This window comes from Solimonas sp. K1W22B-7, assembly GCF_003428335.1.
In the GTDB taxonomy this organism is placed as follows: Bacteria; Pseudomonadota; Gammaproteobacteria; order Nevskiales; family Nevskiaceae; genus Solimonas_A.
This window is the reverse complement of the sequence record NZ_CP031704.1, coordinates 2017070-2044068: the sequence shown is the minus strand read 5'-3', so window position 1 is coordinate 2044068 and position 26999 is coordinate 2017070. Positions and strand designations below refer to the sequence as shown.

Annotated in this window: 24 protein-coding genes; 10 read left to right on the top strand and 14 right to left on the bottom strand. The window is 67.6% G+C overall.

Annotated elements, in window-relative coordinates:
* Window positions 1–15: 15 nt before the first annotated feature.
* From glsA to D0B54_RS09380, 5 genes are all read right to left on the bottom strand, one after another.
* Window positions 16–981: a glutaminase A gene (gene glsA / locus D0B54_RS09400; RefSeq protein WP_117291078.1), complete on the bottom strand. Its 966-nt coding sequence runs from the start codon at window positions 979–981 to the stop codon at window positions 16–18.
* Window positions 978–1355 (bottom strand): cyclic nucleotide-binding domain-containing protein, encoded by a 378-nt coding sequence (locus D0B54_RS09395; RefSeq protein WP_117291077.1) that lies wholly within the window; start codon window positions 1353–1355, stop codon window positions 978–980. The genes glsA and D0B54_RS09395 overlap by 4 nt, the downstream gene beginning before the upstream one ends.
* 63 nt (window positions 1356–1418) lie before the next feature.
* On the bottom strand, window positions 1419–2810 hold the full coding sequence (locus tag D0B54_RS09390; RefSeq protein WP_117291076.1) for a cytochrome P450: 1392 nt from the start codon (window positions 2808–2810) through the stop codon (window positions 1419–1421).
* Window positions 2811–2910: 100 nt separating this feature from the next.
* Window positions 2911–4083: a dipeptidase gene (locus D0B54_RS09385; protein ID WP_205527312.1), complete on the bottom strand. Its 1173-nt coding sequence runs from the start codon at window positions 4081–4083 to the stop codon at window positions 2911–2913.
* Between the two features lie 11 nt (window positions 4084–4094).
* Window positions 4095–5402 carry a hypothetical protein gene (locus tag D0B54_RS09380; RefSeq protein ID WP_117291074.1) on the bottom strand — a complete coding sequence of 436 codons (1308 nt, stop codon included), beginning with the start codon at window positions 5400–5402 and terminating at the stop codon, window positions 4095–4097.
* A 193-nt stretch (window positions 5403–5595) separates the two neighbouring features.
* Here D0B54_RS09380 and D0B54_RS09375 point away from each other — a divergent pair, with 193 nt between their 5' ends.
* Window positions 5596–8226 (top strand): site-2 protease family protein, encoded by a 2631-nt coding sequence (locus D0B54_RS09375; RefSeq protein ID WP_117291073.1) that lies wholly within the window; start codon window positions 5596–5598, stop codon window positions 8224–8226.
* 113 nt (window positions 8227–8339) lie between these two features.
* Window positions 8340–8678, top strand: coding sequence for a hypothetical protein (locus D0B54_RS09370; protein ID WP_117291072.1), 339 nt, complete (start codon window positions 8340–8342; stop codon window positions 8676–8678).
* A 195-nt stretch (window positions 8679–8873) separates the two neighbouring features.
* Here the strand turns inward: D0B54_RS09370 and D0B54_RS09365 are convergent, their stop codons facing one another.
* Window positions 8874–9731 (bottom strand): PA4780 family RIO1-like protein kinase, encoded by an 858-nt coding sequence (locus D0B54_RS09365; RefSeq protein ID WP_117291071.1) that lies wholly within the window; start codon window positions 9729–9731, stop codon window positions 8874–8876.
* An 87-nt stretch (window positions 9732–9818) separates the two neighbouring features.
* Here D0B54_RS09365 and D0B54_RS09360 point away from each other — a divergent pair, with 87 nt between their 5' ends.
* Window positions 9819–10352: a DUF1415 domain-containing protein gene (locus D0B54_RS09360; RefSeq protein WP_117291070.1), complete on the top strand. Its 534-nt coding sequence runs from the start codon at window positions 9819–9821 to the stop codon at window positions 10350–10352.
* Here D0B54_RS09360 and D0B54_RS09355 read toward each other — a convergent pair.
* Window positions 10349–12211: an FAD-dependent oxidoreductase gene (locus D0B54_RS09355; RefSeq protein WP_117291069.1), complete on the bottom strand. Its 1863-nt coding sequence runs from the start codon at window positions 12209–12211 to the stop codon at window positions 10349–10351. The two genes, D0B54_RS09360 and D0B54_RS09355, sit on opposite strands and share 4 nt — an antisense overlap.
* Before the next feature lie 264 nt (window positions 12212–12475).
* Between D0B54_RS09355 and D0B54_RS09350 the strand changes: the two genes are divergently transcribed.
* Window positions 12476–13297 carry a DUF3592 domain-containing protein gene (locus D0B54_RS09350; RefSeq protein WP_117291068.1) on the top strand — a complete coding sequence of 274 codons (822 nt, stop codon included), beginning with the start codon at window positions 12476–12478 and terminating at the stop codon, window positions 13295–13297.
* Between the two features lie 68 nt (window positions 13298–13365).
* On the opposite strand, the gene D0B54_RS09345 is transcribed toward D0B54_RS09350, so the two are convergent.
* The 4 genes from D0B54_RS09345 to D0B54_RS09330 all read right to left on the bottom strand — a co-directional run bounded on the left by D0B54_RS09345 (window position 13366) and on the right by D0B54_RS09330 (window position 17763).
* Entirely contained in the window at window positions 13366–14337 is a 972-nt protein-coding gene (locus tag D0B54_RS09345) for an alpha/beta hydrolase family esterase (protein ID WP_162932319.1), read from the bottom strand.
* 87 nt (window positions 14338–14424) lie between these two features.
* Window positions 14425–15264 carry an HDOD domain-containing protein gene (locus tag D0B54_RS09340; protein WP_117291066.1) on the bottom strand — a complete coding sequence of 280 codons (840 nt, stop codon included), beginning with the start codon at window positions 15262–15264 and terminating at the stop codon, window positions 14425–14427.
* Between the two features lie 174 nt (window positions 15265–15438).
* The gene (locus D0B54_RS09335) at window positions 15439–17346 is read right to left on the bottom strand and encodes an N-acyl-D-amino-acid deacylase family protein (RefSeq protein WP_117291065.1); all 1908 of its coding nucleotides are present in this window, start codon (window positions 17344–17346) and stop codon (window positions 15439–15441) included.
* Between the two features lie 90 nt (window positions 17347–17436).
* Window positions 17437–17763 (bottom strand): winged helix-turn-helix transcriptional regulator, encoded by a 327-nt coding sequence (locus tag D0B54_RS09330; protein ID WP_117291064.1) that lies wholly within the window; start codon window positions 17761–17763, stop codon window positions 17437–17439.
* Between the two features lie 59 nt (window positions 17764–17822).
* Between D0B54_RS09330 and D0B54_RS09325 the strand changes: the two genes are divergently transcribed.
* Window positions 17823–18380, top strand: coding sequence for a carboxymuconolactone decarboxylase family protein (locus D0B54_RS09325; protein ID WP_117291063.1), 558 nt, complete (start codon window positions 17823–17825; stop codon window positions 18378–18380).
* Window positions 18381–18479: 99 nt separating this feature from the next.
* Here the strand turns inward: D0B54_RS09325 and D0B54_RS09320 are convergent, their stop codons facing one another.
* Window positions 18480–19403 carry a branched-chain amino acid transaminase gene (locus D0B54_RS09320; RefSeq protein WP_117291062.1) on the bottom strand — a complete coding sequence of 308 codons (924 nt, stop codon included), beginning with the start codon at window positions 19401–19403 and terminating at the stop codon, window positions 18480–18482.
* Window positions 19404–19543: 140 nt separating this feature from the next.
* Between D0B54_RS09320 and D0B54_RS09315 the strand changes: the two genes are divergently transcribed.
* Window positions 19544–20362 carry a glycosyl transferase gene (locus tag D0B54_RS09315; RefSeq protein ID WP_117291061.1) on the top strand — a complete coding sequence of 273 codons (819 nt, stop codon included), beginning with the start codon at window positions 19544–19546 and terminating at the stop codon, window positions 20360–20362.
* On the opposite strand, the gene D0B54_RS09310 is transcribed toward D0B54_RS09315, so the two are convergent.
* A complete protein-coding gene (locus tag D0B54_RS09310; protein WP_162932318.1) occupies window positions 20309–21220 on the bottom strand; it encodes an FkbM family methyltransferase in 912 nt (303 codons plus the stop codon). The genes D0B54_RS09315 and D0B54_RS09310 overlap by 54 nt on opposite strands.
* A 373-nt stretch (window positions 21221–21593) precedes the next feature.
* On the opposite strand from D0B54_RS09310, the gene D0B54_RS09305 reads away from it, so the two are divergent.
* The 3 genes from D0B54_RS09305 to galE are packed head-to-tail and all read left to right on the top strand — an operon-like array spanning window position 21594 to window position 25101.
* A complete protein-coding gene (locus tag D0B54_RS09305) occupies window positions 21594–22799 on the top strand; it encodes a glycosyltransferase (protein WP_117291059.1) in 1206 nt (401 codons plus the stop codon).
* A 6-nt stretch (window positions 22800–22805) separates the two neighbouring features.
* Window positions 22806–24113 (top strand): polysaccharide pyruvyl transferase family protein, encoded by a 1308-nt coding sequence (locus D0B54_RS09300; RefSeq protein WP_117291058.1) that lies wholly within the window; start codon window positions 22806–22808, stop codon window positions 24111–24113.
* 13 nt (window positions 24114–24126) lie between these two features.
* The gene (gene galE / locus D0B54_RS09295; RefSeq protein WP_117291057.1) at window positions 24127–25101 is read left to right on the top strand and encodes a UDP-glucose 4-epimerase GalE; all 975 of its coding nucleotides are present in this window, start codon (window positions 24127–24129) and stop codon (window positions 25099–25101) included.
* Here the strand turns inward: galE and D0B54_RS09290 are convergent.
* Window positions 25098–26168, bottom strand: coding sequence for a glycosyltransferase (locus D0B54_RS09290; protein WP_117291056.1), 1071 nt, complete (start codon window positions 26166–26168; stop codon window positions 25098–25100). The two genes, galE and D0B54_RS09290, sit on opposite strands and share 4 nt — an antisense overlap.
* An 80-nt stretch (window positions 26169–26248) precedes the next feature.
* On the opposite strand from D0B54_RS09290, the gene D0B54_RS09285 reads away from it, so the two are divergent.
* Window positions 26249–26995 carry a glycosyltransferase gene (locus D0B54_RS09285; RefSeq protein ID WP_117291055.1) on the top strand — a complete coding sequence of 249 codons (747 nt, stop codon included), beginning with the start codon at window positions 26249–26251 and terminating at the stop codon, window positions 26993–26995.
* The last annotated feature ends 4 nt before the right edge of the window (window positions 26996–26999 follow it).

Sequence of the window (26999 nt, the reverse complement as noted above, 5' to 3'; positions counted from 1 at the left end):
GTCATCAGCTGACTCCTAGCGGAAGAACTGCATCAGCCGCCCGATCGCCGCCGGCGTGCCGCGGTCGAAGACGTGCAGGCCGAGGTCTTCCGCCATGCGCCGGCACACGGCGATGCCGCGCACGCTGTTGCCGCGCGCGTCCAGACGCGGCGAGAACACCGCGATGGCCATGCGCCCCGGCACCACCGCCAGCAGGCCGCCGGCCACGCCGCTCTTGGCCGGCAGGCCGACGTGGTAGGCCCATTCGCCGGAGAAGTCGTAGAGGCCGCAGGTGTACATCACGCTGAGCAGGTCGCGCACGTAGTCCTGCCGGATCGCACGCTCGCCGGTTACCGGGTTGACGCCGTCGTTGGCCAGGCAGGCGCCCATGATGGCGAGATCGCGGCAGCTGACCAGGGTCGAGCACTGCGCGAAGTACAGCTCCAGGATTTCTTCGATGCGGTCGGGCACCATGCCGAAGTTGAGCATCAGGTAGCTGATGGCGCGGTTGCGATGCCCGGTGGTGGACTCGGAGGCGTAGACCGCGGCATCCACCGTCAGGCTGTGGCCGGCGTAGCGGCGGAACAGCTCCAGCATCGCCTTGCCGCGCTCGGGACGCGTGGCGCCCGGCAGCATCGCGGTGGTGGCGATGGCGCCGGCGTTGACCATGGGGTTGTAGGGGCGGTTGGACTTCTCGTCGAGCAGGATAGAGTTGAAGGCGTCGCCGCTGGGTTCCACCCCTACCCTGCGCCCGACCTCCTCGCGGCCATGCGCCTCCAGCGCCGCGCCGAACATGAAGGGCTTGGAGATCGACTGGATGGTGAAGCGCTGCGCCGCATTGCCGACCTCGAACACGTCGCCCTCGACGGTGGCGACGACGATGGAGAACCCGTCCGGGTCGGCCTTGCCCAGCTCGGGGATGTAGGTGGCGACGACGCCATCGTCCAGGCCACGGAACGCGTCATGGACACGCCGCAGGTAGGCCAGGGCACCGCCGCTCATGCCGGCAGCTCGCGATCGAGCATGCCGCGCAGGCGTGCGGAAACGCCACGCAGGGTCAGCACGGCGAAGGCCGGCATGTGCTGCACCAGGAAGCTGAACTGCTTGGCGCTGATGCGCACCAGGCGGCAGTCGCTGGCGGCGCGGCAGCCGGCGCTGCGGGGCTGCGCGTCAATCAGGCCCATTTCACCGAACAGGCTGCCGGCAGACAGCGTCTGCAGCACCCGCCCCTGCGCGAATACCTCGACCTCGCCCTCCAGCAGCGCGAACATCTCCGCCGCCGTATCGTCCTCGGCGAAGATCACCGCACCGCGCGGCAGGGACTCGATCTCGTCGGAGCCGGAAAACAGCTCAAGCAGCGTGTTGTCCATGTCCATCGGCTGCGCCTCCCCAGGGCGGGCGATGGCGCAATATAGCCCCGGCCGGGCGACCTCTGCTTGTCAGGTCGGCAGCGACACCCTGCGCCGCCCCTGCACCCGCACCTTGAAACTCATCGCCGGGCCCGGCGTCGGCGCGGTCTTGGTCTTGAGCACGTAGTCCGGGCTCGGCAGTTCCAGGTCGAAGCGGTGGAACAGCTGTGCCATGGTCATGGCCATCAGCACCTCGGCCAGGCTCTTGCCGAGGCAGGTGTGGTGACCGCGGCCGTAGGGTGAATAGGCGCCGACCTGCATGTGCTCGGCGCGCGCCTTGGTGTAGCGCTCCACATCGAACTTCCCGGCGTCCGGGTAGAACTGGTCCTGGAAGTGCGGCACGGCGGTGCCGAGATAGATCATCTCGCCTTCCTTGATCAGGTGCCCGCCGAAGACGAAGTCCTTGTTGGCGGTACGGATCTGCGCCACCGCGATCGGGAACAGGCGCATGGTTTCCATGATCGCGCCGTTGAGCACCGGCAGGCTCTTCATGAACTCTTCTTCGTTGACCGCGCCCTTGGCGAACAGCGCGTCGACTTCTTCCTGCACGCGCTGCAGCACCCCCGGATACTTGAGCACGGTGTAGACGATGGCCGAGGTGGTGTTGGCGACGGTGTCCAGTCCGGCGACGTAGGGACCGGTCATCAGCATGACCAGGTCGCCCTCGGGCACCAGCTCCGGATCGCGCGCGTGCGCATCCATCACGTCGTCGATCAGGGTCTTGTACTCCTCCGGCGTCGGGCTCTTCCTGGCCTTGTAGTCCGCGATCATCTGCCGGCCCAGCTCGAACATGCGTGCCTTGGCGCGCTTGTACTGCGGGAACTTCATCATGAACTGCGGGCGCTGGCGCGTGACCAGCACGTTGAGGATGTAGAGGATGGTCGTGCGGATGTCCTTGACGTACTCGCGCGGCGTCTTGCCGGTGAGCACCATGCCGAGCTGGTCCACCACGATGTACTGCATGGCCTCCACCACCGGCACCTTCGAGCCGACCTTCCAGTCGCGGTCCAGGCTGTTGGCGGTGATGTCCAGCACCTCCTGGTAGCGGCCCTTGATCGACTCCTTGGAGAAGCCGCGCTTCATCACCGCGCGCAGCTGCTTGTGCAGCTCGCCGTCGGTGGCGGTGAGCATCTTGGAGGCGCCGAATTCCTTGACCAGCGGCTCCCAGGCTTCCCTGGAGCGCAGGCATTCCTTGCCCTCGCGCGTCCCCATGAAGTTGGCGGCCTCGGCGCCGGCGATCACCGTGAGGTGATTGCCGAAGACGTTGACGCGGAAAGCCGCGCCGTACTCCTTGTAGCACTTCACGAAGAAGCGACCGGGATCCGCCGCCATCTCCAGCGTGCTGCCGATCAGGGGCAGGCCTCGCACCAGCGGCGGCGGGGTGGCATCTGCAATCGAAACAGTAGCTTCGGAAGTCGTCATGGGGCGTGCCGATCAGGCTGGGGCGATTCCCCAGTCTGATCAGGCCGCCAGCGCCGGGCATCGCCCGTTTGCAGGGGTCCTGAAGCCCCTGCACCGCGCGCTATTCGGGCAACTGCGCCAGCAGGAAATCCAGCTCGTTGCCGCCCATGATGCGGGCGATCTCGGCCTCGCCGAAGCCGGCTTCCATCAGGGCCTGCGTCAGCAGCACCAGGCCGGTGGTGTCGAAGGGCACGGCCACGGCGCCGTCGTAGTCGGAGCCCAGGGCAACGTGCTTCAGGCCGATGAGATCGACGGTGTAGCGGATCGCACGCGCCACCGCTTTGGCGTCACGGCCGCAGACCGCGGTCTCCCAGTAGCCGATGCCGACCAGGCCGCCATTGACGGCGATGCGGCGCAGCTGCGCATCGCTGAGATTGCGGCGGTTGTCGCAGGTGCCCTTGACGCCGCCATGCGAGACCACCACCGGCCGCTTCGCCATGGCGAGGATTTCGTCGATGGTCTTCGGCGAGGCATGGGCGATGTCCACGATCATGCCCTTGGCCTCCATGCGGCGGATCATGTCGCGCCCCTTGTCGGTGAGCCCGCCCTTCTCCAGGCCATGCGCGGAGCCGGCCATTTCATCATCGAAGAAATGCGTCGGCGACATCATGCGGAAGCCCGCCGCGAACAGCGCATCGACGTTGGCGGGATCGCCGTCCAGCGCCTGCGCGCCCTCGATCGCCAGCACGCCGGCGACCAGGCCCGGCGTCTGCGCGCGCCGCGCCAGGAACGCGCGCAACTCCACCTGCGTAGCCACCACGGTCAGCGCACCCTGCGAGCGCGCGGCGGTGTCGTGCAGGCGCTGCGCCTGGTACAAGGCGCGCTCCTTCAGGCTGCGCCAGGTCCGCGGCGGCCAGCCCTGCACCAGGGCCAGCGGCAGGATGTTGTCGCTGCGGTCGTCGTTGCGCTCGATGTTGAGCCCGCGCGGTGTCTTGGTCACCACCGAGAACACCTGCAGGGCGACATTGCCCTGCTGCAGTCGCGGCAGGTCCACGTGCCCGCGCTCGCTGCGCCGCAGCAGGTCGCGGCCCCAGAGCAGCGAGTCGGCGTGCAGGTCGGCCACCAGCAGCCGCGCATGCAGGGCCTGCGCTTCGGGCGATGCCAGGTAGGGCGGCGGCTGCAGCAGCACGTTCATGCCGCGCTCGACGATGCCCGCCACCACCAGCAGCGTGCCCCCGGCGAGTGCGGCGAGGCCGAGCAAGAAGAATCCCGCCTTGCGGCTCATGAGGGCCATGTGGAAAGAGCCTATTGCCGCAGGAAGCGGCGGCCCTTGAGGCCGTAGATGAATTCGCCCGATCCGGCGGCCAGATCGAGCCAGGTCGCGACGAAGCCACCGCTGGCGTCGCTGGCGACGTTCATCCTGACCTCGTGTTGCATCGCATCGGTCTGCAGCATGAAAACAGCTCCATCCACCGAGCCGTCCGCGTGGTAGGCCTGGCCCAGGCCCTTGCCACCTCCTCCCTGCACCACCTGCCACACGGCCAGGAAACTGCCGTTGGGACCGCCCGCGAGCTTCGGCGTCGTCGGCCGGATGCCGGACGCTGGATTGGCGATCGCAGCAATCGCCCCCTGCTTGGCGCCATTGGCGCCAAAGCGCTGGAAGAAGTTTTCGCAATCCGGATTGCCGGGATGCTGGCAGCGAGACCAGGCGACCACGGAACTGCCGTCGGCGTTCATCAGCAGGCTGGGCTGGATGCCGAAGAAGGATGCAAGCTGCGAGACCCGCACGCGCAGCCCGCGCGCCGAGCCGTCGGCGTTGTAGCGCCGCAGCTGGATCGAGCTGGACGCGCCCAGTACCACCTCGTAGGCCACAGCGAACGCGCCCGAGGCATCGACGCCCACATCGACGTTGTGCGGGTACCCGGCGAGGTTCGCATTGACCGGGAGTTCCGCGTCCACCTTGATCGCCGCGGCACGGGGCAGGCCATCGCTGCCGTACTGGCGCGCATAGACGTTGGTGGTGACCAGGTTGACCCAGCTGACGCCCGGGATCAGAGGATGGTAGGCAAAAGCCTGCCAGGCCACGACATAGCTGCCGTCCACGTTCATGGCCACCGCCGGAGGCGGCAGGTTGTAATCCACCACGTGGGCGACGTGCTGGACGCTGCCGACGCGGGCACCGCTGGCGGAAAAACGCTGGGCGTAGTAGTCCACCGCGCGGTTGGGCGGCTCGTCCGGCGCGATCTGGCCCCATACGGCGACAAAGCCGCCGGAAGGGTCGGCAGCCAGCGCGGGCCCGTAGAGATCGAGCGCACCGCCCGGATCGGCCGGAAAGGCCGCCCCCAGGGCGCTGCCATTTGCCGAGTAGCGCCGCAGCAGCACCTCGCCACGAATGACGCCCTGGACGATGCGGGATTCGACCCAGGCCACGACGAAGCTGCCGGAGGCGCTGCGTGCCAAGGCATGAGTCGGATCGCTGCCGATGTCCTGCGTGACCGTGAACGGCGCACCCAGCGGCGTGGCCGCATGCGCGGGCGCCGCGCAGGCCGTGGCCACCAGCAACAGGGATGACAGCAGCCGGCGCAGGCCGGCAGGCGTCGCATTCGCGATCATGGTTTGCTCTCCTCGTATGCGCCGATCTTCACCGATCCGGGCGAGGGGTGTCGAACCTGGCCGTATGGCTGTTCACGTGCGCAGGGCCAGCCGACAAGCGCGGCGCCGCGGCCGACACCTGACTCGGCCATCACGTCGACGATCCGGCCGCCCTCATGCAGACTCGGCGGGGCTCAATCACCACACCTTGAACATGATGCTGAACCTGCTGTGGATTCCAGCCGCCGCCCTCGGCGTCTGGCTGGGCATCCAGTTGCTGCTCATGCTGGTAGTGCTGGTGCAGATGCTGCGACTGACGCTGTGGCCGCAACGCCTGGTCGCCGGCGATGCGCCCCCGGAATTGCCGGCCGACCAGCAGGCCTCGGTGCAGGAAGTGCAGGCGCTGGGCTTCCTGCCGATCCGCAGCGCCTGGGTCGAAAACGGCCCCTATCGCCATTTCGCACTGCTGTTTCGCCATGAGACGGAACCTGCTTTCGCCAGCCTGCTGCTGATGCCGGCCGGCATGGCCGGCTACCCGGTGAGCTTCGTGAGCCATCCCGCGGAGGGGCGCAGCCTGCTGACCGTCAACCGCATGGCCTGGCTGGCCATGGCGCAGCCACCCGGACAGGAGTTGCAGGATGCCTGGGCCGCCAGCCTGCAGGATCACTGGCAGGCGCACCGGGCGCGCATCGCCGGACGGGCGATGAAAGCCGTGACCGACGAGCAGGTGGTGCAGGGCCTGGCCGACAGCTACGCGGAGTTCCTGCCGCTGCTGCAGCGGCAGGGCTGCGTCAAGGAATCGCAGGGCACCTGGCATCCACGGCTCGGGACCGCAGCGCAGCTCGCCGCGCGCTGGATGCGTGTGCGCAAGAAGCTGGCGGTGCCCTATCTCTGCGCCGCCACCGACGGCCCGGACCATGCGTCCTATTCCACGCAAAGCTACCTGCTGACCGAGGCCGTGCTGGCCAACCGCCCCTCGCGTCACAGCCTCAAGGGGATGGTCCTGGTGCTGAGCGCCTCGCTGAGCATGCTGGCCTGGGGCTGGGCCTTCAGCTGGCAGGCGGCGCTGGCCCTGATGGCGATCCTGCTGCTGCATGAGGGCGGGCACGCGCTGGCGATGCGCGCGTTCGGCTATCGCGACATGAGCATGTTCTTCATCCCCTTCCTGGGGGCGATGGTGAGCGGCCGGCCGCGCGAACTGCCGGCCTGGAAGCAGGCCGTCGTGCTGCTGGCCGGCCCCGTGCCGGGCCTGCTGCTGGGCCTGGGCCTGTTCTGGTGGATGCTCGCCTCGCCGCAGCCGCCGGGCGGCTTCGACTGGAAGATGGTCGCCTCCATGGCGGTGTTCATCAACCTCTTCAACCTGCTGCCGCTGACACCGCTGGACGGCGGACAGCTGATCGAGCTGTCGCTGTTCAGCCGCTGGCCGCGCTCGCGCCTGCTGTTCGCGGCGCTCAGTCTCTGCGGCCTGCTGGCGGTCAGCCTGTGGACGCGCAGCGTCGCCCTCGGCGCCTTCGCGGTGGTACTGGCTTTCACCCTGGTGCAGCAACAGCGCATCGCGCGGCTGGACCGCCACTGGCAGGACGGCGCACCCCTCGAATCGCAGCTGCGGCAGCTCTTCGGGCAGGCCCGGAAACTGTTCGGAGCGCTCGGTTTCCTGCGTCACTACCCGCTCGTGCGGGCGGTGGTCGAGCGCCGCAAGATCGCCCCGCCGCGGCTGTGGGAAAGCCTGCTGGTGCTGGCGCTGCTGCTGCCGCTCTGGGGCGGCGTCGGCTACATCGCCCTGCAGCGACTGCCGGCTTTTACCGTCAAGGCAGAGGAAGACACCCGTAGCGCCCAGCAGCGGGTCTTCGACGAGGCCTACGAAGCCTATACCGACAGCGAAGACGAAAACGGTAACGAGGCCCGCCTTGCAGCCCTGCGCCAGGCCAACGACAAGCTGGCGGCCGATGACCCGCGCCGGGTGGACCTGCGCCTGGCGCTGACCTGGGAGATGGAGGGCGCGGAGCGCTCCGGCGAACTGCAGCGCCTGGTCGCCGAAGGACGCGAGGGCAGCTGGCAGGACCTGGAAGACATCGAACGCCAGTGGCTGAACGCCGTCCACGATCAGCACCGCGAGGCAGTACCGTCGCAGCGTGCCGCGGCGCTGGCCGCCGCCATCGCCCGTGGCGAGGAACTGCTGCCGAAGCAGCCTGCGGGCACCATCGAGGCACGCCTGCGCCATGCCGAACAGATCGACCGTGGCGGCGACATGCAGGCCGCGGAGACGCTGCTGGCACAGATTCGCCACCTCGCCGAACGCTCCGACGACTGTCGCTGCGAACTGCGCCGCGTACTGGGAGCACAGGCCTGGTACTTCATGAGCCATGGCCGCGCCGCCGACGCGGTGACGGTGATCGAGGCCTCGCCGGTGGGGCGCGAACTGCGGACATCGAATCATGACCTGTCGCGCACCTATGCCTGGGCGCTGCTGGAAGCCGGACGCGTCGACCAGGGCATCGCGCAGATGCGCGTCGCCTCCTATGCCAAGCCCCGGCGGCCGTCGCTCATGCAGCGCCTGGGCCTGGCCGCCGGGGCGCAGCAGCGGCTGTGGCATCCCCTGGACATGGCCCATGCCTTGCGCAAGGGCTCGCGGCCCGCCGAGGCCAGCGCGCTGATCACGGCCGCAAACAAGTGGCAGTGCGGCCCTTACGAAGAAGACGAGTTTGCCCGGGAGCAACAGGAGCAGGCCGCTCCCTGGGAGCAGCTGCGGGAGCGTCGCTTGCAGGAGACCGCAAAAGCCGTCTGCCCCCCGGTAGTCAAGCAAGAAACCATCAGTCCCGGGCAGGCTCCCGCGACCGGAGCCTGAACCCCGTCCGGCGGCTGCGGTCCAAGGGTGTGCCGAATCCCAAAATCCCTTCCCCGTGCCTTTGGCGCAGGTTAGGCTGCGCCTCCCACGAGCCCCGCGTGGCCGGAGAAACCATGTTCCAGTCCCTGCGTACCCCCGCCGCCCTGCTGATCCTGGCGCTGCCGCTGCTGGCCGCCGCAGGGCCGAAGTCCGAGAAGGCGCAGCTCGCCTGCATCGACGGCGAGAAGCCGGCCGAGCCCTTCAGCCAGCACGACAAGTGGGGAATGGAGCGCTACGAGGCGGAACTGGCGCGCTACAAGCGCGACCATGAGCGCTACCTGCGCTGCCTGGACCAGAAAGAGAAAGGCTCGGCCAATCCGGTGGGGCGCCAGCTCGACGACGCCATGGCCAACCCCAAGGGGCTACCGCCCCCGCCCCCGGCGGAGCCGGCGGCCGACCCGCAGCAGCGCTGAAAGAAGCCGCTGCCGCGGGGAACCGCGAACGGCCTAGCGGCCCTTCTTTTCCTTCTTGGCGGCCTTCTTCTCCGCCATGGTCTTCAACGGCTTCTTCTTGACGTTCTTCTTGGAATCCATGCCCTTGCTCATGCCGCCCTCTCCCGGTGGTACCGCAGGGGTCCGGCGCGGATCGCGTCGGCTGCCCGTTCACATCTAGTCTTCGGCTTCCGCCGCCTCGCGGCCGCGCTGCCGGGCCTCGGCCTCGGCACGCGCCTCGGCGATCTGGTCCAGCACTCCATCCACGTCGGCCGCGCTTTCGTCATGCACGTAGCGCCCGGTGAGCGGGCTGTCGGGCTTGAGCTCGGCGTCCTGGTAGAGCTTCCAGATCTCGAAGGCGTACTCGGTGTCGAGCAGTTCCGGCGCGAAACGGCCGCAGTAGGCGGTCATGTTGTCGACGTCGCGGCGCAGCATGCGGAAGGCGTTGTTGTTGCCCGAGGCATCCACCGCCTGCGGCAGGTCGATGATCACCGGGCCGTCTTCGGCCAGCAGCACGTTGAACTCGGAAAGGTCGCCGTGGATCAGGCCGGCGCAGAGCATGCGCACGATCTGGCGGATCAGGAAGGTGTGCCATACGCGCGCCTCTTCCGGCTCGGGTGAAACGTCGTTGAGGCGCGGCGCCACCTCGCCGTCGGCTCCGCGCACCACTTCCATCAGCAGCACGCCTTCGTAGTAGCCGTGCGGCAGCGGCACGCGCACGCCAGCGGCGGTCAGGCGGTACAGGGCATCGACCTCGGCGTTTTTCCAGGCTTCCTCCGCCTCCTTGCGGCCGTGGCGGCTGCCCTTGCCCATGGCGCGCGCATCGCGGCTGCCGCGGGCACGGCGGCCTTCCTGGTACTCGGCCAGCTTGTGGAAGCCGCGGTGCTCGGCCTCCTTGTAGACCTTGGCGCAGCGGATGGCGCTGCCGCAGGCGACCAGAAAAACGGAGGCTTCCTTGCCGCTCTTGAGTTGTCGCAATACCGCATCGACGATGCCATCGTCGATCAGCGGCTGCAGTCCTTTTGGGGGTTTCATGCGGTATTGTGAACGATCCGGAACGGGAAAGCCGAGGCTTGGCCGTTTAGAATGCACCCCACCCCGCCAGCCCGAGGCCAGCAACCCATGAACGAGATCGAAGCCGCCGTGCGCCGCTGGCTGGACGAGGTCGTCATCGGCCTCAACCTCTGTCCCTTCGCGGCCCGCCCGGCGCTGGCCGGAGGCGTGCGCGTGTTCGTCAGCGCCGCCACCACCGACCTGGACCTGCTGACCGACCTGCAGCTGGAACTGACGCGGCTGGACGAAACCCCGCCGGCGCAGCTGGAGACGACACTGATCGCGGTGCCGGAGATGCTGGCCGATTTCCTCGACTACAACGATTTCCTCGACCAGGCCGATGCCCTGCTGGAACGCTTCGAGTGGGACGGCATCTACCAGGTCGCCAGCTTCCACCCGCAGTACCAGTTCGCCGGCACCGAGCCGGACGACGCGGAGAATCTCACCAACCGTGCGCCCTGGCCGCTGCTGCACCTGCTGCGCGAGGACAGCGTGGAGGCGGCCATCGCCAGCCACCCGGACGTGGACGGCATCCCCGAAGCCAATATCCGCCGCATGCGCGGACTGGCCCCGGAACAGAGGCGCAGGCTGTTCGGCGTCTAGACCCGGCTGGCGGCGTGCCGCCCGGCGATGTGCCCGAACACCACGGCCGGCCCCAGCGTGCCGCCGGCGCCCCAGTAGCCCTTGCCCGCCGGTGAGGCGATGCAGTTGCCGGCACCGTAGAGTCCCTCCACCGGCTGCCCGGCGGTGTCGAGGATGCGGCCGTGCTCGTCGATCGCCGGGCCGCCGTTGGTGTCCTGCAGGCCGGAGCTGAGGATCACGGCGAAGTACGGCGGCTTCAGCGGACGCATCGTCGGGTTCGGGTAGCGCTGGCCGTTCTCGTCGACGTTGGCCGAGATGCAGTCCTTCACCGGACCCGCGTTGACGCCCTGGAAGGTCAGGCAGAAGGTGTGCCACCAGATGTCGATCGGCTGCTCGCCACGGCGGAAGTCGGTGTCCACGCCGCTTTGCGCAAAGCCGTTGAAACGCGCCAGCGTCGCGTCGAGCTGCGTGGCGAAGTCGGCGGACAGGCCGAAGGCCTTGGTCTGCGGATCGCGGTTGAAGCGCGCGAGGATCGCCTTGCGCAGCGCCTCCGGCGTCGCGGCCGGGCCGATCAGGGTGTTGGCCAGCGGTGTCACGTGGCCGCCCACGCCGGCGAAGCGCGTCAGCGTATGCGTGTCGAAGATGCTGACCAGGAAGCGGTTGTCCGGCTGGAAATGCACCTGCGTGCGATCGTGGTAGTTGGTCTTCTCGTTGACCACGCGGCGGCCCTTGCGGTTGACCATGATCATCGAGTCGCCGTTGGGCCAGTAGGCCTGGAACAGCAGGTAGTTCGGGATCGCGAGGCTGTCCGGGTCGAGCTTGTACTGCTCGTAGAGGTTCTGGATGTACCAGGCCTGCCCCATGTTCTCCAGCTGGAAGCCATAGCGCTCGGCCATATCGACCAGGTCGCCCTTGGCGCTGGTGACGGCGCAACCCCCGCCGGAGAATGCGCGGTCACCCTGGAAGTTGGCGGCAAGGCGCTGGGCGTTCTTGGAATAGCCGCCGGAGGCGAAGATCACGCCGCGGCGCGCCTTGTACTCCATCTCCGGCAGCAGGCCGAGACCCTCGGCCTCCGCACGCACCCGTACGCCCTCCACCTGCATCCGCGCACCGACATGCCGCAGCTTGATGTCGGTGACGCGGTGGCTGGGCAGCATCGTCACGCCGCGCACCAGGCAGCCGTACTGCAGCCAGGCGATCAGGTCGATGCCGGCGATCGAAGCGCCGTAGTTGGGAATGGCGATGTTGCTGCCGGTGGTGGTCAGTAGCGTCGGATCGAAGTGGCGCGGGATGATGCTGCGGCCGCGCTTGGGGACGTTCTCCTCCAGCTCCGGGTGATAGTCCGGCGCGAACACGCCGTTGAGATCGAGCGGATCGTTGGCGATCGGCAGCTGCGCACCGCGCTCGGCTTCCCAGGGCATGATCCCGGTGCTGCGATACCAGTCGAGCATGTCCGCGCCGCTGTCGTAGTAGGCACCGAGCTGGGCGTGATGCCGCGGCTCCAGGCCGAGCAGCGGCGCGGCGGGGTTGTAGCGGTCGGGATGGGACAGGCGCGCCATGTAGCGCAGCGCCATGTCGCGCGGATCGTTCAGGCCGGCGGCGCGCATGTCGGCGTTGTTGGGCACCCAGACGCGCCCGCCGGAGCGGAAGCTGGTACCGCCCGGGGTGATCTTGGCTTCAAGGAGCAGCACCGAAGCCTTGGGATCGGCGCGCTTTGCGCCCAGCGCGGCGGACAGGCCGGCACCGCCGCCACCGACGACGATCACGTCGTAGGTCCTGTTCAGCGGCGGCAGCAGGCCGGCGCCGACACTGGTGCTGACGGCGGTGGCGCCCGCGGCGGCGAGGACCTGGCGGCGGGTCAGGGGCAGGCGTTGATCCATTGGTCAGGCTCCATGCAACACGGGCTGTGAAGATTTCTCTCAAGCAGGCAGCCGGCCGCGAGGGCATCGCATGAATCCCTGTCCCCCCACTCCCGCGCACCCCTGCGCGTCCCGCCGTTCCATTCTGGTTCTTCTGGCGGGGTGGCCCGCAGTGTCGCAAAAAAACATTGCAAGGCGATAGTACAAACGGATGAGGGTGGACAAGCCCGGCTTCCATGCCCAGAGTGTGACCGCCGTTTACCCGGACTGCAGGAGCTTGAATTCATGAACGAATCCTTTGCCCGCGCCGAGCAGCAGTCCAACCGCGCGATGCGCCTGGTGCTGTTGGCGGTGGTCCTGCCCTGCCTGCTCGGCGCCGCCTGGCTGCTGGGCCGCGCGCTGTGGGACCGCAATCTCGTACAGGAGGCCATGGGCACCGTGGTGGGAGTGACCGGCGACGTGCCGGCGCTGGTGGTGGAGTTCGACTCCGGCGGCGGCGTCAAGCGGCGCGTGGAAAGCGCCGGCTCCGACCTGCACAAGAACTACCGCGAGGGCGACCGCCTGCGCGTCTGGTTCGACCCCGACCAGCCACAGGATGCGCGGCTCGACATCTTCATCGACAACTGGCTGTTCCCGCTGATCCTCGGCGTGTTCGGCGGCTTCTTCGCGCTGCCGTTGCTGTTCATGTCCGGCGGGCGCAGGGGCGGCAACGACGGACGCCTGGAGAGCGGCGGCTCGCGCGTGATGGCCGACGTGGTGGACCTGCGCCCGGAAATCTCGCTGGACACGGTGCCGCGCGGTGTCGGCAGCTTCTCCCTTGAGAGTGCCGACGGCCAGTACAAGCTGGTCCACAACGGCCAGTCGCGCGATCCCTTCGATGCGAGGGTGCAGCGCGAACTGGGCCTGCGCTACGTATTGCGCGCGAAGTGGAAGGACCCGCGTTCCGGCATCGAGTATTTCTACGAAAGCGATCCGCTGCCGGACGATCCGCTGCGATTGAAGCGCATGAGGCAGCTGCCGGTGTTCATCGACCCGGAGAAGCCGCAGCGCTATCGCGTGGATCTTTCCGGATCAGCGGCCGCGCCGCGGGAGAGTGCCGTTCAGTAGGAGCGAGCTTCCCGGCAGGCAAAAGAAAAGGGCGGCCGAGGCCGCCCTTCTTCGTTGCCGCCGGAACCTCAGCGCTGATAGGCCTTCACGAAGTTCCAGATTTCGTCGGTGGCCTGCATGTCGCCGCTGACCTTGCCGATGAGGCCCACCGGCAGGTACTGCGAGCCGCCCGGCCAGGTGTGGCCGCCGTTGTTGACGCGGTACAGGCGCACTTCCTTGGTTCCGCAGCTGTAGCGGAACAGGTCGATGCTGGTGCCGTCGTTGGCCGTGTCCGGCAGCGCCGACTGTGTCGGGTTGAGGCCGCAGCCGAGGCGCGCGGTCCACATGCCCACGGCGCTGTCCACCGACTGCAGCGCGAGCTGGCTGTTGCCGGCCCAGGGCACGATCGGATCGGTGGTGCCATGAATGAACATCACCGGGCGCGGCACGGTCGGCGCGCAGGCGTTGTAGAGGCCGCGGGTCACGCTGGTGGCGACGAAGGCATAGGCGGCGACGCGGTCCGACAGCTCGCAGGCCAGGCGCTCGGTCATGAAACCGCCGTTGGAGAAGCCGCTGGCGTAGGTACGCGCCGGGTTGAGGCCGAAGTCCTCCTGCATGATGTCGAGGATGCGGCGCGAGAAGCCGACGTCGTCGAGGCCGGGATTGAGGCCCGGATTGTCGTCCCAGGTGTTGTCGTAGTACTGCGGCAGCACGGCCCAGTAACCCTGGGCGGCGACCGACTTGGCGAGGTTGGTGATGGTGGCCTGCCCTTCCGCATGGCCGCCGCGGCCGTGCAGTACCAGCATCAGCGGGGCACCCGCGACGATCGGATCGGGCCGCACCACGGTGAAGGTGCGCACCAGGCCGTTGTGCGTCAGCGTCACGTCGAAGGCGGCGGTCTTGGCGGCCAGCACGAGGTTGTTGCCGTGGATCTTCACCACGGTGCCGACGTTCTTCGGCGCGACCAGGGTGGGGCCTACGGTGTAGTTGCCATCGGTGGCCATCGCGTTGCCGCAAAGGCCCAATGCCAACAGTGCGCATGCCCAGGTTGCCGATTTCATCTGCCGCTCTCCTCGATTGGGGTGCGTAGATAATCCATAGGGGGTGTCGGTGGATAACCTACCGCCACAGTAAGCGCTTTCTTACATTCAAGCCGCAAGCCCAGACCGATTGGCGTCGTACTCGGCCAGATAATCGGCAAGGTCCAGCACCGCGAGGTCCGGCGAGAGGTCGATGCGGGTGAAGGCGGAGACCGCGTGGCGGTCGAGGCGCGACAGTGCCTGGTCGTGCGCGCCATGCAGCTGCAGCACGGCCACGATCACCACGTCGAGGTAGTCGGGAGCGCCGGAATGGGTGCGGTAGATGTCCTCCTGGTAGTAGGGCACGTCGACCAGGCTCTCGGGGAAATTCCAGGCCTGCAGCACCAGCCGCCCTACCCTCGCGCTGAGACGCTTGAGCGTGGCATCCAGCGCCGCCGGCGACTCGCTCAGCTCCGGCTGCGCCTCGGCCAGCTTCAGCACCGGCAGCACGCCGATCTGGTGCACCAGCCCGGCCAGCATGGCGATCTCCGGCTGGAGCACGGTGCAGTGCCGGGCCAGCACCTGCGCCAGTGCCGCGACCTCGGTGCTGCGCGCCCAGGTCTGGCGCAGGCGCAGCTGCACCCAGGGCGATTTCGAGACGAAGAGATGTTCCACCGCCAGGCCGGTGACCAGCAGCCGCGTCATCTGCAGGCCCAGGCGCGTGACCGCCTGCGAGAGGTTGTCGATGCGCCGGTCTCCGGCCGCATAGGCACTGTTGGCAACGCGCAGCAGGCGCACGGCCATCGCCGGGTCCTTGGCGATTTCTCCCGCCAGAAGATTGACGGAAACATCTTCGCGCCGGCTCATCTCGCCGATGCGCAGCGCCACCTCGGGCAGCGTCGGCAGGGTCAGGCGGTCATGCGTCAGGGCATCAACGACGCTGCGGTAGAAACGGTCTTCTGCGGACATGGGCGGGGTTCCGGTTTTCGGTTGATCGCCCGCTTATCGGCGCACGCGCGCGCGCCTTGAGCGCCGCAGGTGCAGCCGGTCACATTGCGACGACGGAAGGTAGAACCCGCGCAAAAAGTTCGACCGCCCTCATCGAATCAGTCGATGACGGGCGGTCGGGTCCTGCAGGCCCGGCTACGCGGCGAGCGGCGTCGACTGCGACTCGTGCTCGCGGTTGAGCAGCACGCGGCCCAGGCGTTCGCGGCCATGCGCTTCGGTGTACGCGCCATCGCGCCAGGCCATGCGCCCGGCGATCATCACATGCGTGACGACGCCGTCGGAGCGGTTGACCAGCTGGTTGGCCTCGAAGATGTCGCGCCACTGGTAGCGGATGCCCGCGTCGGAGTCGTAGAGGCGCAGCGCTTCGGGATCGATCACCGCCAGGTCGGCCTGCGCACCCGGCTTGAGCGTGCCCACGGCCAGGCCGAAGAACTCGGCCGGCTCCTGCGTCAGGCGCTGCACCGCGCGCGCAACCTTTTCCTGCCCGTCTTCCTGCGCGAACTGCAGCATGCGCAGGTTGCCGTCGTAGAAGGCCATGTTGGTCAGGTGCGCGCCGCTGTCGTTGAAACCCGGCAGCAGCTGCGGATCGAACAGCAGTGCCTTGGTGGTCTCACGGTCGCGGTTGGCGGTGATCGTCCACCAGCGCAGCGCGGTGTCGAAGCGGCGCAGCAGGTGCAGGAAGAAGTCGCAGTCGTCCCCGGCCGGCTTCGGGAAACTGGCAAAGGCTTCCTGCTCGGCCGGGCTGCGCGCGCCCTCGCCGCTGGCCTGCCAGCGCAGCAGGCGCTCATAGACCTGTTGCAGCGACTCGCCGTTCCAGCTCGCCACCGGGCAGGTTTCCACGTGCATGTCGCCCAGCTCGCGGGTCAGCACGTTGTCGTCCATGCGCAGGCGCCGCTTGAGGCGCGCCAGGCCGAAGCCGGTCTTGCCGTGCGTCCACATGCGGCGGAATTCCTTCTGCCAGGCCGGGTCGCCCATGATCTTCATGCGCGAGGCGCGGTCGTCCAGGTCGCACTCGTTGAGCCGTCGCAGCACCGGAATCTCCTCGGCGATCGGCGTGATCACGCCGTCGCTCCAGAGCTTGAACGGCGCGGCCAGGGCCTGGAAGCGGAAGTGGCCGTTGAGGAAGCGCGAGTTGAGCATGCGCGACAGCAGCAGGCCCATGCGCAGCAGCGACTTGTTGGTGACGATGTCGATCGCCGCTACCGCCGTGACCTTGAGCGGCTTGCCGAACAGGCGGCCCGAGGTCAGCAGGAAGTTGCGGAACACGCCGATCTTGCTGTCCTTGGGCGGCGTGGCCTGCCACACCCGGCCCCAGCGCCGCACCAGGTTGGTGAGGAACTTCAGCTCGCCGTAGCGCGCGAACTGCGTGGGAATCTGCTTCTGCGTATTCGGCCGGTTGGCCAGGAAGTGGAACGGCAGGGCGTCGGTGGAGAAACCCACGTAACCCTCGCGCAGGCCCTTTTCCACCAGCTGGCCCATGCGCATCAGCTCCTGCGCGGTGGGCTCGCGGGTGACGCTGGCGTGCAGGCCCATGACCTCGATGCGCAGCATCGAGTGCGGGATCATCGGCACGATGTTGGGGCCCAGCGGCAGGTCGCGGAAGTGCTCGAGGTAGGCGCGCGAGTCGTTCCAGGTGACGCGGTCGCCGACCTTGCGCAGCACGTGCTTGGGCACGTTCTCGACGCGGGCGAAGCAGTCGACGATGGGATCGGCGCCGTCGCGGCGCTGCGCGCCATAGGCCAGCCCCAGGCTGCAGTTGGCCACCACCACCGTGGTGGTGCCGTGGCGCACCGCTTCCGGCAGGCCCGGCTCCAGTTCCACCTCCAGGTCGAAATGCGTGTGGATGTCGAGCAGGCCCGGCATCAGCCAGCGGCCGCCCACCTCCACCGTTTCGCGCGCCTGGCGCTCGGGAAGACCGCTGCCGATCGCGGCGATGCAGCCGTCGCGCACCGCCACGTCCTGGAGTTGCGGCTTGGCACCGCTGCCGTCGAACACCAGCGCGTTGCGGAACAAGACATCCCAGTGCATCCCACCGCCGTCCATGAGCGTTTCCTTGAAAATTCCCCTGGGCCGATCATAAACAGCGGGTTAGCCGCGCCCTATGGGAAATTCGCCCCCCTGGGGGAAGGCCTTTTACCCTTCACGCAGGGCACGGGCCCAGTCCTCGGACCAGTGCTGCAGCGGCCCGAACAGCTCCAGCAGCTCGCGGCCACGGGCACTGAGCGCATAACCGCCCTCGCCGGCCTCCACGATCAGGGCCTCGCGCAGTTCCGCCAGGCGCTGGTTCAGCACCGAGGGCGACATGCCGGAACAGGCCGCCTGCAGGGCGCGGAACGGCAGGGGCCCGTCGCGCAGCTCCCAGATCACGCGCAGGGTCCAGCGCCTGCCGAGCAGGTCCAGCAGCGCCATGATCGGGCGGCCGGAATCGGAACCGCGGACAGGGTGGTCGATGAGGCTCATGTTGTGCTACTGATTTAGAAGCGGTATGCTTCGATTATCGTAGCATCACGGAGATCGCCATGTCCGCCCCCGTCCCGCCCCGCATCGAAGCCCTGCCCCTGCCCTTGGCACCGGAGCTGGAATCCGCGCTGAAGGAACTGATGCGCGGTGCCCCGCCCCTGCTGATCTTCCGCACCGTGGCGCACAACCCGCGGGTGCTGGCGCGCATGCTCGCCGGCGGCCTGCTGGACCGCGGCAGCATCCCGCTGCGTCTGCGCGAACTGATCATCCTGCGCACGACCGCGCTCTGCGGTGCCGAGTACGAGTGGGGCGTGCATGCGGCGATCTACGGCGGCAAGGCGCAACTGGGTCGTGAGGAACTGCAGGCCTCGGTCCATGGAGCCGCCGACGCCCCCGCCTGGAACCGGGAGGAACGGCTGGTCCTGCAGCTGGCCGATGCCCTGCACCACCGCTGTGACGTCGATGAGGTGCTGTGGGCGGAACTGCGGTCAGCCTTCGCCGAGGACCAGCTGATCGAGCTGACGATGCTGGCCGGCCTGTACCACGCGGTGTCGTTCCTGGTGAACGTCACGCGGGTGCCGCACGAGGCCTTCGCGCCGGGGTTTCCGGCAACCTAAAAAGACTTTGCCGCGGATCACGCGGATGACACGGATTTATCCGCGTTCATCCGCATGATCCGCGGCAAATGGCTTCTGCTCTTGTACCGGGCAAGCGGCTCAGACGTGGCTGAGCCACTCCGGGTAGACGCTGCTCTCGCCCTTGACCAGTTGCAGGTACTGCTTCTGCAGCTTCTCGGTGATCGGGCCGCGGGTGCCCTTGCCGACCGGGCGGTTGTCCACCTCGCGGATCGGGGTCACCTCGGCGGCGGTGCCGGTGAAGAAGGCCTCGTCGGCGACATAGACCTCGTCGCGCGTGATGCGGCGCTCCACCACCTTCAGGCCGTTGTCTTGCGCCAGCTGGATGATGGTGCGGCGGGTGATGCCGTCCAGGCAGGCGGTCAGGTCCGGGGTGTGCAGCTCGCCGCGGATCACCAGGAAGATGTTCTCGGCGCTGCCCTCGGCGACGTAGCCCTGGGTGTCCAGCGTCAGGGCTTCGTCGTAGCCGTCGCGCAGCACTTCGTTCAGCGCCATCATCGAGTTGATGTAGTTGCCGTTGGCCTTGGCGCGCAGGGTCGCGGCGTTGGGGTGGTGGCGGTTGAACGAGCTGGTCTTGATGCGGATGCCGCGCTCCATGTTCTCGGCGCCCAGGTAGGCGCCCCAGGTCCAGGCGGCGACGATGACGTGGGTCTTGAGGTTGTCGGCGCGCAGGCCCATGCCCTCCGCTCCGTAGAACACCATCGGGCGCAGGTAGGCGGACTCCAGCTTGTTGGCGCGCAGCACTTCCAGCTGGGCTTCGTTCAGCACGTCTTCCGACCAGGGCATCTTCATGCCCAGGATCTTGGCGGAGTTGAACAGGCGCCGGGTGTGCTCCTGCAGGCGGAAGATCGCCGTGCCCTTGGGCGTCTTGTAGGCGCGTACGCCCTCGAAGCAGCCCACACCGTAGTGCAGCGAGTAGGTCAGCACGTGCGTCGTGCACTCGCGCCAGGGCTTGAGTTCGCCGTCGTACCAGATGAAGCCGTCGCGGTCGGCCATCGTGCTCATGGGTGCAGGGTCCTGTGTAAGGCGTAAAAAAGGGCCGCGAATGGCGGCCGGAAGCGATTATTATAGGGCCTAGCGCGCTGCTGGCGCGCCAGATATTCGCCGATAGCGGCCCGAGCCACCCCACCCCGCCCGCCCCAACCATGAACCCCACCAAACAGATCGTCTGCGTCAAGTGGGGCACCGGCTACGGTCCGGAATACGTCAACCGCCTGTACGGCATGGCCCGGCGTCACATCACCGGCCCCTTCCGGCTGGTCTGCTACACCGACAACCCCGAGGGATTCCGCCCGGAGGTAGAGGCCTTTCCCCTGCCCGAACTGGGCGTTCCGCAACCCAAGGGCAGTCGCGGCAAATGGAAGAAGGTGGTGCTCTGGGGGGGGGAACTGGAGGGCCTGACCGGCGTCGCCCTGTTCGTGGACCTGGATACGGTCATCGTCGATTCCATCGACCCCTACTTCAGCTACGGCTCGCCGGACGACGTGATCCTGGCCCGCAACTGGGCCAAGCCCCTTCAGCGGCTGGGCCAGACCTCGGTGTTCCGCTTCCCGGTAGGCAAGTTCCCGCAGATCCTCGACAACTTCCGCGCCAACTCGCAGGCGGTGGCGGACCGCTATGGCTTCGAGCAGCACTACATCACCAGCTCGATCCCCGGCGGCATCAAGCTCTGGCCGGAAGGCTGGACCTGGCATTTCCGCCTGCACTGCCTGCCGATCTTCCCGCTGCGCTACTTCAGGATGGCGCGAATCCCCAAGGGCGCCCGCCTGATCACCTTCCCCGGCGGCCCCAATCCCGGGGATGTCGTCGACGGTCGCTGGACACCCAAGTCCCCGCCCTACGAGGGGCGCTGGGTGCATGTGAAGCGCTGTTTTGCGCCGGGACTGAGCCTGAAGGAACGCTGGCGCAAACTACGCCAGTTCGTCCTGCCGGTGCAGTGGATCGCCGAACGCTGGCGCGAGTGAGCCCCCGGCGCCGTCCGCCGTGCGTTCGAACAGCCAGTTCAGCCGGGTGATCCTGGTCCGCCGGTAACCGGCAGCCTGCAGTATCCGCAGGATTTCCGGCCCCGTGTCCGCCTTGAATTCGGTGAGTAGCGCCCGGGGCCAGAGCGTGGGCGCCGCATGGCGGAAGAAGTGCCCGAGCACGCGGGGCTCATGGCCCTCGATGTCGATCTTCAGGGCGTCGACGCGCGTGACACCGCGCTCCGCCAGCAGGTTGGCCAGCGTGTCGACCGGAACGGCCAGCATGGACCGGCCCGCAGCCGACGCCTCCACCAGCGTGTTCTGCCCGCGCTGTCCCTCATGGAGTTCCAGCAAGGCCTCACCGCGACGATCACTCAGCGCGACGGGGCAGACCTCGATGTTGGCGATGCCATTGCTGGCCATGTTGTACGCGATGCGCCGCCGCATCTCGGGGTCGGGTTCCACCGCGAGGATGCGCACGCCGGCGCCGAAGCGGCTGCGCACGAAGAAGCTGTAGGCCCCGGCATTGGCGCCGATATCCACGAACGTGGCGCCGGCATCGAGCCGCAAGGCCAGCCATTTCAGTTCCTCGCGATCGAACCACCGGGGCGTGAACAGCAAGCGAATCTCGGAAGTATTGCCCCGGGGCAGCAGCCGCATGCGCAGCCCCCACGTGACGACATCCATCGGCAGGCTGCTGCGATGCTTGACGGGACTGCGCAGCCAGAGCGAGACGCGATACAGCCAGGGCCGGTCCGGGTCGAGCCGGCGGCACAATCCGATCAGCCAGCGCCTCCAGCCCCGGGGCGCAAAATGGCCCCAGGCCCTCTCGGTATCGAACTGCGGCATCGCCTTGCTCATCTGGCTCTCTTCAGCTGACAAAACCGTCATGATCGCCGCGGGCCGCCCGCGTGATCGCAGCCCTGCCCCATGGGCCCGGAAAAGCGCGAACCGTGGCGCGAAGCGATTATCATAGGCCAGGCCCAGCAACAGCGATCACGCCGTGATTCGCGGGTCACAATCCACCTGCCGCTTGCTGGAACCCCGGGCTCATGGGGTCGCGGCAGGAAAATGGCTTGATCGGAAAAAAACCGGGTTGAGGAGCCTTGCGGCATGAGCGAATGTAGTGTGCTGTCGGAGATGATCCCGTTCCATTCGTCCTGCCACGCCGTTGCGGCCGTGGCGGCAGGCATTCCCGGTGTGGCGTCGGCCGGGCGCCGGAGAGAGTGAATTCATGCGCATCCTGCTGTTGACCAAGGCTTTCTCCGATCTCTCGCAGACCTTCGTATACGACCGCGCCGTGGCGCTGCGCGACCGCGGGCACGAGGTGCACGTGGTGACGCAGGAGCGCCTGATGGAGCGCGAGCGGCCCTTCGACAAGGTCGTGGTGCTGCGCAAGGCATCGTGGCCGGTCACCCTGGCGGCCAGGATCCGCGATGACTGGGGCCAACGGCTGAAGATGGCCTGGGGCGACGCGCAGGCCGTGCCGCAAAGCTCGACCGACATCCGCTATCTGGATGACCTGCGCGCGGTCGTCGCGAGGATCAAGCCCGACTACATCCATGCCGAGTTCGGACGCATGGGCGTATTCGCAGGCCACCTGGCGACCCCGACGCTACCGCTGGTGGTCTTCATGCACGGCTTCGACATCACCGCCATGCCCAGGGCCTCCGCGTGGCGACGCCGCTACGCATCGCTCTGGCGCAAGGGGGTGACGATCCTGACGCCGTCCGAGTTCATGCGGCAGAAAGTGATCGCCCTGGGGGCGGCTCCGGACCAGGTGGTGGTCCAGCAGAATGGCATCGAACTCGGCACCTGGTCGTACTCCGACCCGGCCGACCGCTTCAACGGCAAGGTCTCCTTCCTCTTCGTCGGCCGGCTCGTCGAGAAGAAGGGGCCGCGCGAACTGATCGCGGCATTTGCGCGCATGCGCGAACTGGCCCCGGAAATCGATGCCGAGCTGACGCTGTGCGGCTCGGGCAAGCTGGCGGGCCCCGTGCGCGAAGACGTCGAGCGGCTGAAGCTGGGCGGCGTGGTGCATTTGCGCGGCGCCGTATCGAGCGCCGAGGTCCGCGAAGCGATGACCCGCGCCCACATCATGATGCAGCACAGCGTCGAGACGCCGGATGGCGACATGGAAGGGCTGCCGGTCAGCCTGACCGAAGCGGCCGCCATCGGCCTGCCGATCATCGCCACGCGCCACAGCGGGATTCCGGAAATCGTCGAGGACGGGGTCAACGGCTTCCTCGTCGCCGAGCACGATGTCGAGGCCATGGCGCAACGCATGGTCGAACTGGCACGCACGCCTCAGCGCTGGAGCAGTTTCGGGCGCGCCGGGCGCACGCGGGTCGAAGAACTGTTCGCCAGCGACGCGGCGATTGCCCGCTACGAGCGCCTGGTCGAACAGCGTGTCGTCGGCCCGGCCCGGACGGAATCCTAGAACGCCATGCACGTCATCATCGAAAACACGGTCGCGCTGAACACCGGCGACGCGGCCATCCTGGTGGCAATCATCGACATCGTCCGCGAGACCTTCGGGCCCGATACGCGCATCTCGGTGTTCGACAGCGCGCCGGAGGTCGCCGCGCGGCACTATCCGGAACTGCAGTTTCATCCACTGACAACCTCCTTCCTGTCCGGCACCGTGCGGCTGTTTGGCAGGACCTGGAAAACACCGCTGCGACGCCTGCTGGCGCGCGCCCAGCAGTGGGCCTTCCGCCGTGCCATCGCCAGCTCGCTCACCGGCAGTGAGGTCCGCCCGTCCCTGCTGCTCAGCCAGGGCGCGCTGGACAGCCTCTCCCTGTACCGTTCGGCCGACTTGGTCATCTCGACAGGAGGAACATATCTGGTCGAGCACTACAAGCTGCGCAACCGTTTCGAGGAGCTGTACAAGGACCTCCTGCTGGGCAAGCCGCTGGTCCTGTTCACGCAATCGCTCGGGCCCTTCAGGAGAGCCGAGAACCGGAAGGACATGAAGGCCGTCGCCGAGGGGGCCAGGCTCGTGCTCCTGCGTGATGCCAAGTCGAAACAGCATCTGCACGACATCGGCGTCGACCACGACAGGCTCAAGGTCGTCTCCGACAGCGTGTTCGCCCTCGCCAGGGCCGCGTGGATCACGGCACCGCCGGCGCGTGCCGCGGGGCAGCGCTTGCGCGTGGCCGTCTCGGTACGCCGCTGGACTCACTATGAGGGCCGCGATCGCTCGAAAGGCACGGAAACCTACGAAGCCGCCGTGGCCGCCGCCGTGAGCGCGCTGGTGCGCGACAAGAATGCAGAAATCGTCTTTCTCTCGACCTGCCAGGGCATCCCCGACTACCTGTACGACGACTCGCAGATCGCCGACAGGATATGCGCCCGCCTGGACCCGGACGTGCGGCGCGCTGTCAGCGTCGATCACGGGTTCCACAGCCCGACCGCGCTGATGGAGACACTCAGGGATTTCGATTTCGCCATCTCGACGCGCATGCATATGGCCATACTTGGCCTGTGCGCTGGACTGCCCGTGCTGCCGATCGCCTACGAGTTCAAGACCACCGAACTGTACCGGGCACTCGGCCAGAGCGAATGGGTCACCGACATCTCCGCCATCGACAGCGAGGCGTTCGCCACCCTGGCGGTCAGGTTCTCCGAGCACTTCAGCAGTTTCAGGCAGATCGTTGCGCCGCTGGTGCTCGAACAGGCAGCCTCGGCCCGCTCGGCCGGGCGGCTGATCGCGGAAAGGCTTTCCGCGACAATGGATATCGCCCCGAGCTAAAGAGGCTTACTGCATGAACGTCCTGGTTGTAGGCGGCGCCGGCTACATCGGTTCCCACATGTGCCTGTGCCTGGCAACTGCCGGACATCGCGTGGTTGCGCTCGACAACCTTTCCACCGGCCATCGCGAGGCTGTGCAGTGGGGCGAACTGGTCGTCGCTTCGCTGGATGAGACAAGCGTCGTCGCCGAGACCCTGCGCCGGCACGAGATTGATGTCGTGATGCATTTCGCAGCCTGCTCCCTGGTCGGCGAATCCATGCAGGACCCCTACCGGTATTACCAGAACAACGTCTCATCGACCTTGAGCCTGTTGATGGCTATGCGCGATGCTGGCGTAGCCCAGTTCATCTTTTCATCCACCGCCGCGATCTTCGGCGACCCCCAGTCCGACCAGATCGAAGAGAACCATCCGCGCCAGCCGATCAACCCCTATGGCAATTCCAAGCTGGCGGTGGAAATGCTGCTACAGGATGCGGCACAAGCCTATGGATTGCGCGCCACCACGCTGCGCTACTTCAATGCCGCCGGGGCGGACCCACAGGGACGGATCGGTGAATCGCATACGCCCGAGACGCATTTGATACCGCGACTGCTGCGGCGAGCGGCAGGTGAGGATCTGAGCGTGCAAATTTTCGGCACGGACTACCCGACGCGCGACGGCAGCTGCGTACGCGACTATATCCACGTCAACGACCTTGCAGTTGCGCACCTGAACGCCATGGAGCACGGCCGCTCACAGCCGGGCTTTCACTGTTTCAACCTCGGCAATGGCATCGGTCACTCGGTCCTGGAGGTCGTCAAGGCGGCGGAGCGGGCAGTGGGGGTTCCCCTCGACATTCCGTTCGGCCCGCGTCGGGCCGGGGATCCGGCAACCCTGGTGGCCAGCAGCAGAAAAGCCAGGGAGATACTCGACTGGACCCCGCGGCACGACTCGATCGATCGAATCGTGGCCGACGCCTGGAACTGGCACCGGCGCCCGGCGTTCTAGGCCGGGGGGCCGCTGGCGCCGGAGCGGCGCCGATGAAGCAGATCGCGGTAGAACTGGACCATCTCGACCGACACCCGGTCGAGATGGTGCGCGGAGACATCCACCGGTGCCGGCGGCTCGCCGCGGCGCTCCCACGCGCTGCGCAAGGCCCTGGCCATGGCGCCGACGTCTCCCACCGGTACCAGCACCCCCGGGTATTCGGTGAGGATTTCCTTCGGCCCGCTGGCGTCGCTGGAGATCACCGGCACGCCGGCATCCAGCGCCTCCAGGATGACCCGCCCCATCGGCTCGGTGCGCGAAGGGCAGACGAACAGGTCGAAGGCCTGGTAGTAGTCCTTGACGCTGGGGCGGAAGCCGAGGAACTGCACCGCCGGCCCGGCCAGGCGCTCCAGCTTGCCGCGCTCGCTGCCCTCGCCGATCAGCGCCAGGCGCGTGTCCGGCAGCTGCGCCTCGGCATAGGCATGCAGCAATACGTCCCAGCCCTTGCTATGCCCCAGGCGACCGACGCCGCCGATCAGGAACACGCCCGGACCCGCGCCCATCTCGGCGCGCAGGGTCTCGCGGCGCGCAGCGTCGATCTTCGGCTGCGGCAGCAGCGAGTTGCGGATCATCACCGCAAGGCCACGGTATTCGGCCGGGATGGTCCGGAGCTGCCAGGGCGAAATGCAGACCAGGCCGTCCATCTGCAGGAACTGCGGGCCGTTGATCTCGATGTGCAGGGTCGAGACCTTCACCCCATCGACGCGGCAGCGCGACAGCAGCCTTGTGGAGCGCCGCAGGTGGGCATGGACCACATCCGGGCGGAACTCATCCAGGGCGCGCTGCAGGTGGCGCTGCGTGAACAGCCGCGCCGGAATCTCCACCACCTTCACCCGCGGATCGAGGTGATCGACGATGCTGGCGCCGGTCTTCTGCTTGCGATGACCCCTGCGCACCACCAGCAGCACGTCATGGTCCCGGCACTGGGCGATGCAGGACTCGGCCGTGGACCGTTCCGAGCCGGCAAAGCCGGTGGACAGGATCAGGTGGGCGATGCGCAGCCGCTCGGGCGGATTCTTGGGGTCCATTATTCAATTCGGGATTTTCGCGTCTAGTATATCGACCCCGGCCACCGCTCCTGCAGGCCGCAGAAAGGACTTTCCAGCCCATGACGCCGTCCCCCAGCCCGATCCGCCAGTTCGTCTGCATGAAGTGGGGCACCAAGTACCCCGCCGCCGACGTCAACCGGCTGTACCAGGCAGTGCGGGCCAGCACCCCCGGTGAGATGCGCTTCTATTGCCTGACCGACGATCCGGTGGGCATCGACCCGGGCGTGACGGTCCATCCGATCCCCGACCTGCCGGTCAAGCTGGGCGGCGCGGAGCGCGGCTGGCGCAAGCTAGCCCTGTTCAGCCCGGCCTTCACCGCGATCCAGGGCCCGACCCTGTTCCTGGACCTGGACATGATCATCGTCGGCTCGCTGGCGCCGTTCTTCGACGTGGGCGGGGATTTCAGCGTCATCAAGGACTACAAGCGCTTCCGCTACCGCAACAGCTACACCGGCAACACCTCGGTGTTCCTGTATGTCGGCGGCCAGGACTACGGTGTGTTCCGCGGCCTGGCGGAAAAAGGCGTGGCGGTGGCCGAGCAGTACCGCAACGAACAGGAATTCCTGTCCGACGTGATGCGCGGCCTGGGCAAGCTGCGCTACTGGCCGCTGGCCTGGTGCCCCAGCTACAAGTACCACTGCATCCCCTCGTTCCCGATGTCGCTGTGGCAGGAGCCGAAGCTGCCGGCCGAGGCCAAGGTGCTGGTGTTCCACGGCCACCCCAAGCCGGAAGAGGCCGTGGTCGGCAAGGGCAACAAGTGGTACCGGCCGACGCGGGCGGCGCCGTGGCTGGCGCAGTATCTCTGATCTA